At 68.5% G+C, this 11,187-nt stretch carries 11 protein-coding genes and 1 pseudogene; 2 read left to right on the plus strand and 10 right to left on the minus strand.

What is annotated here, in order from left to right; genetic code table 11:
• From Q1A87_RS13265 to Q1A87_RS13295, 7 genes and pseudogenes are all read right to left on the minus strand, one after another.
• Window positions 1-284 (minus strand): annotated as a pseudogene (locus Q1A87_RS13265) (IS256 family transposase); the annotation flags it as partial.
• A 135-nt stretch (window positions 285-419) separates the two neighbouring features.
• Window positions 420-1,406: a DMT family transporter gene (locus Q1A87_RS13270; RefSeq protein ID WP_299652113.1), complete on the minus strand. Its 987-nt coding sequence runs from the start codon at window positions 1,404-1,406 to the stop codon at window positions 420-422.
• 54 nt (window positions 1,407-1,460) lie between these two features.
• Window positions 1,461-2,567 (minus strand): 3-isopropylmalate dehydrogenase, encoded by a 1,107-nt coding sequence (gene leuB / locus Q1A87_RS13275; protein WP_299652115.1) that lies wholly within the window; start codon window positions 2,565-2,567, stop codon window positions 1,461-1,463.
• A 55-nt stretch (window positions 2,568-2,622) separates the two neighbouring features.
• The gene (locus tag Q1A87_RS13280; RefSeq protein ID WP_299652117.1) at window positions 2,623-3,501 is read right to left on the minus strand and encodes an endonuclease/exonuclease/phosphatase family protein; all 879 of its coding nucleotides are present in this window, start codon (window positions 3,499-3,501) and stop codon (window positions 2,623-2,625) included.
• 98 nt (window positions 3,502-3,599) lie between these two features.
• Window positions 3,600-4,433 carry a hypothetical protein gene (locus Q1A87_RS13285; protein ID WP_299652119.1) on the minus strand — a complete coding sequence of 278 codons (834 nt, stop codon included), beginning with the start codon at window positions 4,431-4,433 and terminating at the stop codon, window positions 3,600-3,602.
• A gap of 235 nt (window positions 4,434-4,668) precedes the next feature.
• Entirely contained in the window at window positions 4,669-5,274 is a 606-nt protein-coding gene (gene leuD, locus Q1A87_RS13290) for a 3-isopropylmalate dehydratase small subunit (RefSeq protein WP_299652120.1), read from the minus strand.
• 28 nt (window positions 5,275-5,302) lie between these two features.
• Complete coding sequence (locus Q1A87_RS13295) at window positions 5,303-6,112, minus strand: DUF4198 domain-containing protein (protein WP_299652122.1); 810 nt, start codon at window positions 6,110-6,112, stop codon at window positions 5,303-5,305.
• Here Q1A87_RS13295 and Q1A87_RS13300 point away from each other — a divergent pair.
• Window positions 6,111-7,274 (plus strand): HupE/UreJ family protein, encoded by a 1,164-nt coding sequence (locus tag Q1A87_RS13300; RefSeq protein ID WP_299652124.1) that lies wholly within the window; start codon window positions 6,111-6,113, stop codon window positions 7,272-7,274. The two genes, Q1A87_RS13295 and Q1A87_RS13300, sit on opposite strands and share 2 nt — an antisense overlap.
• On the opposite strand, the gene Q1A87_RS13305 is transcribed toward Q1A87_RS13300, so the two are convergent.
• Together Q1A87_RS13305 and Q1A87_RS13310 are read right to left on the minus strand one after the other, a co-directional pair.
• Window positions 7,262-8,233, minus strand: coding sequence for a DNA topoisomerase IB (locus tag Q1A87_RS13305; RefSeq protein ID WP_299652126.1), 972 nt, complete (start codon window positions 8,231-8,233; stop codon window positions 7,262-7,264). The two genes, Q1A87_RS13300 and Q1A87_RS13305, sit on opposite strands and share 13 nt — an antisense overlap.
• A 38-nt stretch (window positions 8,234-8,271) precedes the next feature.
• Entirely contained in the window at window positions 8,272-9,039 is a 768-nt protein-coding gene (locus Q1A87_RS13310; protein WP_299652128.1) for an SDR family oxidoreductase, read from the minus strand.
• A gap of 53 nt (window positions 9,040-9,092) precedes the next feature.
• Here Q1A87_RS13310 and Q1A87_RS13315 point away from each other — a divergent pair, with 53 nt between their 5' ends.
• A complete protein-coding gene (locus Q1A87_RS13315) occupies window positions 9,093-10,121 on the plus strand; it encodes an L-idonate 5-dehydrogenase (protein WP_299652130.1) in 1,029 nt (342 codons plus the stop codon).
• On the opposite strand, the gene Q1A87_RS13320 is transcribed toward Q1A87_RS13315, so the two are convergent.
• Window positions 10,114-11,109, minus strand: a complete 996-nt coding sequence (locus Q1A87_RS13320) for a LacI family DNA-binding transcriptional regulator (protein ID WP_299652132.1) — start codon at window positions 11,107-11,109, stop codon at window positions 10,114-10,116. The two genes, Q1A87_RS13315 and Q1A87_RS13320, sit on opposite strands and share 8 nt — an antisense overlap.
• Window positions 11,110-11,187 lie beyond the last annotated feature (78 nt).

Below are 11,187 nucleotides of genomic sequence, written 5' to 3' on the forward strand. Positions count from 1 at the left end.
TGAGATCGAGCAGCACCTCGCGTCCCGTGGACCGGCAGGCTCTTTTCCATGGGAAAAGATGCCGAGAGGGGGCTCTGTAGATGACCATGGCGCATCAGCCGCGCGCGACCGTCGTCGAGCTTTTCCCCCGAGAAGGAGGCCATCAGCGCGGTCAACTCCGCATGGATCGCCTGTTCGATCAGCTTGCGCGCGCCATCGCCCAGGACGTTGGTGAATGGATCGGAGCGCAATCGCCTGTCGGCAGTGGATGGATCGGGCCGCTCCACGATGGTATCGTCCGACATGTGGCATATCCCTTTCTCGGCTGAGAATTGACAGCGTCTGAACACCGCCACGATATGCCGCCCCTCAGGGCATCACCAACTTTCGCGCGTTTCTCAGGCGCTTTGCCCCGACGGGTCGAAGATGCCGCAACGACGCTAATGTCCGGACCTCAGGTAACGCATCGGCACCGCGCGCTCCTCGGCCGAGAGCATCCGCCCGATCCGCGGCGTCGTCCCCGTCTCCGGTCGCGACCTCGTGCGCAGGACGGGCGCGTTCTCCGATCTGCCGCGCCCCTCGCGGAAGACGATGTAGAGGCCGCTCGCGATGATGATCGCCGCGCCGAGCCCCGTTCCGCCGTCGATCGTCTCATCGAATATGAGCCAGCCATAGAGCGCGGCCCACAGGATCTGGCTGTATTGCATTGGCGCGACGAGTACGGCCTCCGTCCGGCGATACGCCTCGATCAACGCGAGACCGGCGCCGAAGGCGAGCCCCGCCATCATCGCCCAGAGGCCGAGATCGACCAGCGGAACCGGCCGGTACACGAAGGGCAGCAGGATGCCCATCAAGACGAAGTTCGCCATCATCGGATAAAGCAGCAGGACGGCCGCGCGCTCCTCCCGCCCGATCTTGCGCACGATGACGGAGGAAAGCGCGCTGCAGGCCGCCGCGGTGAGCGCCGCGGCATGACCGGGCTCCAGTTCCACGTTCCCCGGCCGCAGCACCACGAGCACGCCGAGAAGCCCGCAGATCACCGCCCCCCAGCGATGCGGCCCGACGCTCTCGCCCAGGATCGGGATCGACAGGACGGTGATGATGAGCGGCGCGGCGAAGATGATTGCATAGACCTGCGCCAGCGGCAGGACGGAGAAGGCGTAGAAGGCGCTCGCGCCGGTGATGACGGCCGACAGCGTGCGGATCGCGCTCCACCAGGGATGGACCGGCTTCAGCGTACGAGCCTCGTCGTCGCGCAGGAGCATGAAGATGACGAGCGGGAAGGACAGGATGACGCCGAAGAAGACGATCTGGACGACGGCGTAGCGGTCGCCCAGCATCTTGATGGCGATGTCGTGGGTCGAGAAGAACCCGTAGGCGACCAGTCCCATGAGGATGCCGGACAGGGGGGAGGTTCGTTCCGGCATCGCCGTCTCCAATCGCTTGGCGTACCCCTCCCCCGACGGGCCGCCGTCCGGGTGTCAGGCCGCGGCGTCGAGCGCGGCCAAGATCGCGTCGCCCATCTGGGTGGTGGAGATCGGCGTGCCGCCCTCCGGGCCCATCAGGTCCGCCGTGCGGTGCCCTTGCGCCAGCACATCCTGCACCGCACCCTCGAGAAGGTCGGCCGCCGCGCCCTCACCGAAGGAGTAGCGCAGCGCCATCGCGAAACTGAGGATGCAGGCGATCGGGTTGGCGAGGCCCTGCCCCGCGATGTCGGGCGCGGAGCCGTGGACGGGTTCGTAGAGCGCCTTCGGTCGACCGTTCGCCATGGGCAGGCCGAGGCTCGCCGACGGCAGCATGCCAAGCGAGCCGGTCAGCATCGCCGCGAGGTCGGAGAGCATGTCGCCGAAGAGGTTGTCGGTGACGATCACGTCGAACTGCTTGGGCCAGCGGGTGAGCTGCATCGCGCCGGCATCGGCGTACATGTGGCTGAGCTCGACATCCGGGTATTCGTCGTCGTGGATCTCCTGCACCACGTCGCGCCACAGCACCCCGGATTCCATCACGTTGGCCTTTTCCATCGAGCAGACCTTGTTCGACCGCTTCCGCGCCAGCTCGAATGCGGAGCGGGCGACGCGGGCGATCTCGGATTCGGTATAGCGCTGCGTGTTGATGCCGACGCGCTCGTTGCCCTCCTTCACGATGCCCCGCGGCTCGCCGAAATAGACGCCGCTCGTCAGTTCGCGCACGATCATGATATCGAGCCCGGCGACGACGTCGCGCTTGAGCGAGGAGAAGTCCGCGAGCGCGTCGAAGCACTGCGCCGGGCGCAGATTCGCGAATAGGTCCATCTCCTTGCGCAGCCGAAGCAGTCCGCGCTCGGGTTTCACCGAGAAGTCGAGCTTGTCGTAGGCCGGTCCGCCGACCGCGCCAAGTAGGACCGCGTCCGCTTCCTGCGCCTTCGCCATCGTCGCATCCGAGAGTGGCGCCCCGTGCGCGTCATAGGCGGCACCACCGACCAGATCCTCGCTGACGTCGAAAGCCAGGTCGCGGTTGGCGCCGAACCAGTCGATCACCCGGCGCACCTCCGCCATCACTTCGGGGCCGATGCCGTCACCCGGCAGGATCAGAAGGGAGGGGGTCGCCATATCGCAAAGCCTTTCGGTATAAACGCCGTCGGGGTAGTCCCCCGCCCGGATGCCGTCAAGGAACCGTGACGTCGACCCAGACGAGCCGGCCGCTACCCGCATCCTCGGCCGCCTCGGCGAGCGGGTCGTCGGGACCCGGCCGCAGGACACCGGCGCCGGTCACGTCGAGCGCGCGCGGCGGCAGGACGTAATCGACCCGCATCGGCCCCACGCTCTCCCACATCGCGGTTTCCGTCCCGCCATCCGGCGCGGCGGGGATCGGGTCCTGCAGGTCGGGATGCGCCAGGAGGGCATCGATCGCCTCGCGGATCCCTTCGCCCCGTTCGGGGTCGAGATTGGCGCGACCGAGGACCAGCGGCATGTCCGCCTCGGACGCCAGATCCGCGACGAATCCGATCTCGTCGCGGTTGCGCAGACCGTTCCGATCCTCGGGGCCGTCGAAGACCGGGGTGCTGGCCGCCATCGTCACCAGCGTGATCTCGGTCGTGCCCAACGTTACGGGCACCGTCCATTGCGCGGTCGTCGCGAGCGGGACCACGCTCCGGGCCGCCTCCGGCAACACGCGAACGGTATCGGATCGCGCCGACCAGAGCACGCCTGAATGGTCCTGCGGCGTCCCCAGAGGCTGGTTCGACAGAAGCGCCAAGCCGCTGTCGCCGGTGAACCAGCCGTAGCCCAGCGCATCCCGCGGACCGTGGGCGTCGCCATCGCCGTCGAGGTCGATCCCCGAGGGCGTGCCCGAATTGGGTCGCAGCGCGACCGCGTAGGGGTAGGACGCGCCGCGCTCGGCCAGCGCCTCGACAAGGACGGCGAGACCCCGACCCTCGTAGTCCCAATCCACGTCGAGGAGGAGCAGGATGTCCGCCCCGGCGGCGGCGATGACGGCCAGGGCGGCCTCCGCCTGCTCGTCCCCGGTGACGAGATCGCGCAGCATGACGCCCGGACCCTTCCGTCCCAGCCCGCAGTCGTAGGTCGCGATCCGGAGCGTCTCCGCCTGCCCCGGCAGTCCCGCGCAGATTGCGAGGAGCCCGGTCAGGCCGGCAGGAAGCCAGGATCGGCGTCGGCCTCGAGATGTCGCCGGCGCAGCGCGATGGTCAGCGCGAGCCGGCGCAGCGCGATCCCGCGCAGGAACAGGGAGACGGGAAGGAAGGCCCATAGCGACATCACCCAGACGAGCATCAGATCGCTCCGCAGCATCGACAGGCCGAAGGCCTGGGCGATCACCAGCGCCAGCGGCGGCATCAGGTATGGCGCGAGCAGGCCTAACGAAATGTTAACCGCCCCCGCGCGCCGAAGCCGCACCACCACGTCCCCGCGGGCGTTCGGATCGATGGTCGGCAGGTTGATCCAGATATTGAGCGCGTCGCCCCGCGCCGGCCAGCCGAGGATGCGGATGACGATGGCGAAGACGGTCAGCCCGACGAGACCGACGAGGTAGGCGAGCCCGGCTGCCGCCCGCACGGTCTGCACCTGCACCGGCGTGGCCTCCGCCGGCATCAGCCGCAGGATCAGCCAGATCGGGCTGAGCACGAAGTCCGTGGCGCCGCCCAGAAGGATGCCGACGGCCAGGACCAGCCGTTGCAGCACAGAGCCGTTCGTACCCCCGCTCAGGGCGATGGCGATCAGCGTCAGCGTCACGAGCAGGATCGCGAAGCGAATGCGGTTGTAGGGGGGGGCGCCCCGGAACTCGAGGAGGTTCGGCGCCACGGCGGCGTATTCCGACAGGACGAGCGCCGCAGCCGCGAGGGCGGCGAGGATCGTGATCTCGGAGATGTCCGTCGTACCCGGCAACAGGAGCGATGGCGCAAGCACCATCACCGCCACGAGAAGCGCACGAAGACATGCACCGGGGAGTTGCCGAGTCACAACCTGCCGTTCCTTGCCGGATCGGGTCCCTTATGCCGGGGCCTCTGATCGTTGATGCCCGCCTCGGGGCGACTGCCTCATTGTTGCCATCAACTTGCCTTGTTTAAGTTCGGCCAGCAAGTCTCTGACCGGCAACAAAAACGCTTGGCCGGTTTTATGTGCTCGGAATGCCGCAGACCCCCGCGATCACGCGAAGTGTCTGCGGATTTCGCAGATTACTCTGCGCCGTGTGGCGTCAGACCCAGGGGCGGTCCTGCGCGGCGCGGCCTTCGAAGGCGTCGATCGCGGCGGCCTTCTCCATCGTCAGCCCGATATCGTCGAGCCCGTTGAGAAGGCAGTGCTTCTTGAAGCTGTCGACCTCGAACGCATAGGCGGTGCCGTCGGTGCCGGTTACGGTCTGGTTCTCCAGATCGACGGTGATCCGGGCGTTCTCGCCGTTCTTCGCGTCGTCCATCAGCGCATCCACCTGCTCCTGCGGAAGGACGATGGGCAGGATGCCGTTCTTGAAGCAGTTGTTGTAGAAGATGTCCGCATAGCTCGGCGCGATCACGGCACGGATGCCGAAGTCCAGCAGTGCCCAGGGCGCGTGCTCGCGCGAGGAGCCGCAGCCGAAATTGTCGCCGGCGACGATGATCTGCGCGTTGCGGTAGGCCGGCTTGTTCAGCACGAAGTCCGGGTCCTCCGATCCGTCGTCGCGGTAGCGCATCTCGTCGAAGAGGTTCACACCCAGTCCCGAGCGCTTGATCGTCTTCAGGAACTGCTTGGGGATGATCATGTCGGTGTCGACGTTGATCAGCGGCAGCGGCGCCGCCACGCCGGTGATGGTCTCGAACTTGTCCATGATGTCCTCCGGTCTCTGTCCGGATCGCTTACGCCTCGGGAGTGGCGAAGGTCAACGCGGCCCAGAGCGTGCGCCACACCGCGTCGCCGTCCCGTTCCGGTTCCATCGGCAGGATCTCGACATGGTCGAGCAGGTACTCCGTCCCAGGCACGACCGGCAGGATGGCGCGGCCCTCCATATCCGTCCGGTGATAGGTGATCGTCACGGCACCTGTTGCATCCTTGGCGAACATCTCGACCTGCGCGTCCGCCCGCGGCGCGCCGCCGTAGAAAAGCCGCACCGGCAGCCCGTCCGAGAGGTCGTCGGTGTAGGGGTTCGCCTCGGCCACGAACTCGACTGCGAGCCCGCGTTCCTCATCCACCCCGGCCCCGTGGCCCACGGCGACCAGCGCCTTGGCGAAGCGACGATAGCTCTCGCGGAAACCCGTTTCGGGCAGGCCCCGGTCGAGATGCCCTTGCTGTGCGACGGGGAAACCCTTGTGCTCGGTGAACCGGACCCAGGCGTCCCAGGCCGCGTAGGTGACGAACTGGTCGCTCGTCTCGTGCACGATGGTCAGCAGCCCTGCCGGCAGGTCGTCCACATCGAAAGCCGGATTGTCGCCGATGCGGACGGGCACCGCCTGCACCTCGCCGTTCACTACCATGTCGAACCGGATGGACCGCCCCGGCAGCCAGCTCAGCGCCGAGCCCGCAAGCTCCTGTCCGTTGCGGAAGGTGGCGACGACGGGTGTCCCCGGCGCGACGGTATAGTCCTCCGCCTCGATCCAGAACTCATGCGCTTGCAGGGGTCCGGCGAGGATGCAAGACGCCAGGAACAGGGCTTTCAAGGTGACGGACATGGCGATAATCCTCCGGTCGGCGATCAGGGTGATGCTCCTTGCGGTCCTGTCAATCGCCGGTCCGCGAACGGTCGTGGCACATGAGGTGCAGCCGGCCATCTCCGACGTGACGGTCGGGGCCGAACGCATCGTGATCGAGATCACGGCCGCGCTGGAGCCGATCATCGCCGGCGTGGATCAGTCGGAGGTCTCCGACACCGATGCGTCGCCGCAGGCAAGCCGGAACGACGAGCTTCGCGCCCTGCCCCCCGCAGCGCTCGCGGCCGAGTTCGAGGCGGCCTGGGCCGGCCTCGCGTCCGGGATCACGCTGCGATCCGGTGACATGCCGCTAGCGCCGGAAATCGTCGACATCGAAGTGCCCGATATCGGCGATGTCGCATTCCGTCGCGACAGCGCGGTGACCATCGCGGCGGACCTGCCATCCGGCGACGATCCCGTCATCTTCGGATGGGACGCCGCGCTCGGCGACCTCATCGTGCGGCAGCATGGGGAGGGCGCGGGCTACGACGCCTACCTCACGTCAGGCGCGCTGACCGAGCCGATGCCGCGGACGGGCGTGGCCACGCAGACGCTCGGACAGGTCGTGCTGCGCTACGTGGTCTCCGGCTTCGACCACATCATTCCCAAGGGCCTCGACCACATCCTCTTCGTGCTGGGCCTGTTCTTTTATTCGCTGAACTGGCGGCCGCTCCTGTGGCAGATCTCGGCCTTCACCGTCGCACATACGGTCACGCTGGCGCTCGCCACGCTCGGGATCGTGCAGCCGACGATGTGGATCGTGGAGGCGCTGATCGCGCTTTCCATCGTCTGGGTCGCGGTCGAGAACATCTGGTCCGGTGGACGCGACCGGATCGGCTGGGGTCGGGTGGCGGTCGTGTTCGGCTTCGGCCTTCTGCACGGGATGGGCTTCGCCTCCGTCCTGTCGGAGTTCGGACTGGGCAGCCACTTCGTCGCCTCGCTGGTCTCGTTCAACGTCGGTGTCGAGATCGGGCAACTCACCGTGATCGCGGTGGCGTTCCTGCTGCTCGGCCTGCCCTTCGGCGAGAAGCCTTGGTATCGTCGGCGCGTCGCACTTCCCGGATCGCTCCTCATCGCGACGATCGCGGCGTACTGGGTGCTCAACCGCATCGGCCTCGCGGGCGACCTGCCCTACCTGACCTGATCCAGCAGGAACAGCAGCGCCCGCTCACCCTGCCGCAACCCGTCCGGACCCTCCGGCGCCTCGATCTCGCGCCATTCCTCGGCCAAGGCGATGACCTGCGGATGGACGTAGCTGTTACGCGCGATGGTCGGCGTGTTGTGCAGCGTCTCGGCCGCGGCCTCCGACATCGCCTTGATCGTCACCCGGTCCCCGGCCTTCAACGCCGCCTCCAGCGCGGCGACCGAGCCGTTCCAGGTGCGGAACGTCTTGGCCGTGGCGCTCTCGACGCCGGTCGCGTCACGCAGCCAGTCGTTCACGTGGTCGGCATGCACCGCGTAGACCTCGTCGCCCACCGTCCACTCGAAGAGCGGTGCGCCCGGCAGGTCGGCCAGATCGTGCAGCGCCCGCATCAGCGTCCGGTCACTCAATTGCCGTCGCACGCGCTTGCCGCCCTTCGCTGTCCAGTCGAGCCGCACCTTCTTGTCGGACAGTCTGAGATTGCGGGCCTTCAGCGTCGTCGCGCCCTCGGTCCCGTTCTCCGCGTAGTAACTGTCCGAGCCAACGCGGATCGAGACCCGGTCGATCAGGCGCAGTACGGCGGCGATGGCGAAGTCCTTGTCCCCTGCCTCGCCGCCCAGGGCCCGGGCGATCCGACGGCGCAACGCGGGAAGCGCGGCGCCGAAGGCCGGCAGTTCCTCGTACTTCTTGTTCGCCCGCCATTCCGACCATTGCGGGTGGTAGCGATACTGCTTCCGTGTCCGGTCGTCGTAGCCCGTGGCCTGAAGGTGGCCGCGTTTGCGGGGGCTGATCCAGACGTCCTTGTATGCGGGCGGCACGGCCAGCGAATTGAGCCGCTCGCGCTCCTTCACGTCGTCGATCGTCGTGCCGTCCGGCCCCTTGTAGGACCAGCCGCGCCCGGTACGGCGCCGCGTGATGCCGGGCCGGTCGTCCGGGTAGTAGATGAGGTCGGGCAGGTCCATGCCGCGACAACGCGCCGGCCGGCAGCGCCAGTTCCGCGCTAAAGCGACGCGGTGATGCCGCCGTCGACGTAGATCACGGTGCCGTTGACGAAGCTCGATGCCTCCGACGACAGGAAGATGCAGGCGCCGACAAGCTCCTCCACCTGTCCCCAGCGCCCGGCAGGCGTGCGCTTCGCCAGCCAATCGGTGAAGTCCGGGTCCTCGACCAGCGCCTTGTTGAGCGGCGTGTCGAAATAGCCCGGGGCGAGCCCGTTGCATTGCAGCCCGTGCTTCGCCCAGTCCGTCGCCATGCCTTTCGTCAGGTTCGCCACTGCCCCTTTCGTCGCGGTGTAGGGCGCGATGCCGGGGCGGGCGAGCGCGGTCTGGACGGAGCAGATGTTGACGATCTTGCCCGCGCCGCGTCCGATCATGTGCCGCGCCACGGCCTGACCCACATGGAAGACGCTGGCGACGTTGGTCTGGAGCAGGCGCTCGAACGCGTCGGCCGGAAAGTCCTCGAGCGTCGTGCGGTGCTGCATTCCCGCGTTGTTCACGAGGATGTCGATCGCGCCCCGGTTCGCCTCGAATCCGTCGACGGCCGCGCGAACCGCGTCGTGGTCGGTCGCGTCGAAGGCCAGCGTCTCGACCTCCGCCCCCTCGCCGCGAAGGGCCGCCGCCGCCCGGTCGAGCTTCGCCTCGTCGCGCCCGTTCAACACGAGGCGCGCGCCCGCCGCCGCCAGACCCCGGGCGAGGGCAAAGCCGATCCCCTGGCTCGACCCGGTTACGAGGGCTCGGCGGCCGGTCAGATCGAAGAGCGTCGTGGACATCGCGGAGCCTCGGTTGCAAAGAACAGGGACCCTTTTCCTAGCGAGGCGCCCCCATGAGATCCATCGTCATCCACGGCGAACGCGACCTGCGGATCGAGGAGGGTCCCGCCGAGACGCCCGGCCCCGGCCAGGTGCAGGTGCGCATGGCGGCGGGCGGCATCTGCGGCTCGGACCTGCATTATTACCAGCATGGCGGGATCGGCACGGCGATCCGCGTGCGCGAGCCGCTGGTGCTCGGGCACGAGGTCTCGGGCCACGTCGCCGCTCTGGGCGAGGGCGTCGAGGGTCTGACGGTCGGGCAGCTCGTCGCGGTCTCGCCGTCGCGACCCTGCGGGCAATGCCGGTATTGCCTCGAAGGCATGCCCAACCAGTGCCTCCATATGCGCTTCTACGGTTCCGCCATGCCCTTCCCCCACATTCAGGGCGCGTTCCGCGAAATGCTCGTCGCCGACGCCGCCCAATGCGTCCCGGCTGACGGGCTGAGCCCCGCCGAAGCGGCGATGGCGGAGCCGCTCGCCGTCTGCCTCCACGCCACGCGTCAGGCCGGCGAGATGGTCGGCCGTTCGGTGCTGGTGACCGGTTGCGGCCCGATCGGCATCCTCTCGATCCTCTGCGCCCGGCGCGCGGGGGCGGATCTGGTCGTGGCGACCGACCTGTCGGACTTCACGCTGGAGATGGCGCGAGCGGCCGGGGCGGACGTCACCGTGAACATGCGTGACGGCGACCTGTCCGCCTACGAGGCGGAGAAGGGAACGTTCGACGTGCTCTACGAGTGTTCCGGCGCGGCGCCGGCGCTCGCCGCCGGGATCGCGGCGATGCGGCCGGGCGGCACGATCGTCCAGCTCGGCCTCGGCGGCGACATGACCGTGCCGATGCAGGCGCTGACCGCGAAGGAGCTGTCGCTCCGCGGCAGCTTCCGCTTCCACGCGGAGTTCGCGGCCGGCGTGTCGCTGATGCAGAAGGGCCTGATCGACGTGACACCCTTCGTCACCCACAGCTTTGCGGTCGAGGATGTGATCGAGGCCTTCGAGACCGCCGGCGATCGCAGCCGCGCGATGAAGGCGCAGATCGCCTTCAGCTAGGCGTCGCCGTCGAGCCGCGCACGATCAGCCGCGACGGCAGCATCCGCCGCCCCGGCCGCAATGGCCCGCCCCCGGTCAGCGCTTCGACGAGCAGGGTCGCGGCCCGTCGGCCCAGCAGGTCGCGCGGCTGATGCACCGTGGTCAGCGGCGGGATGAACCGGTCCGAGAACTCGATGTCGTCGAAGCCGACCACGCTCACGTCACGCGGGCAGGCGATGCCCATTCGGTCGCATTCGCTGACGAAGCCGATCGCGGATTCGTCGGAGGCGCAGACCATGGCCGTCGCCCGGTCGGGTGACGCGGCCCAGCGTCCCGCCGCCGCGGCCCCGCTTCGCATCGTGAAGTCGCCCGGCAGCCGGTCCGTCGCCGCCACCGCCAGCCCGATCCGCCGCATCGCGGCCTCGTACCCCTCCGCCCGTGCGGCGCTCAGGACGTTGCCGGCCGGTCCGCCGAGATAGGCGATCCGTCGGTGGCCGAGCCCGGCGAGATGGTCCACCGCCTGCCCGATCCCGCCGATATTGTCTGTCCCGAAGCAGCACAGGTCCATGCCCTCCTGCCACTCGCAGACCATCACGACCGGCACCGCCCAGCCCGCCACGATGGCCGGATCCACCGCCCCGTCGAGCAGCAGGATGCCATCGGTGCGTCCGTCGGAGCCGATCACGGCTAGGCGCGCCGCCTCGACCTGCGAATCCGAGACCTGCACCACCAGCCCGGCCGAGCCGGCCACGTCCTGCACCGCGGCGACGATCCGGCTGAAGAAGGTGTTGGCGAGGTTCGGCGCGAGCAGGGTGATCGCGCGGGCCCGACGCGAGCGCAGGTCGCGCGCGGCGGCGTTCACGCGGTAGCCGGTCGCCGCGACCGCCTCCAGCACGCGCGACCGGGTAATCCCTTCGACCCGCTCGGGATGCGACAGAGCTCGGCTCACCGTCGCGGTGGACACGCCGGCCAGTTGCGCGACGTCGGCGATCCTTGGCTTTCGCGTCATAGGCCCTTCCTCCCCGGATAAGGGTTGTCTGACGGAAGCGCCCGTGTAAACGATTACATCGGCGGCGAGTCGGAGGGG

Source organism: uncultured Jannaschia sp., from assembly GCF_947494055.1.
Taxonomy (GTDB): Bacteria; Pseudomonadota; Alphaproteobacteria; order Rhodobacterales; family Rhodobacteraceae; genus Jannaschia.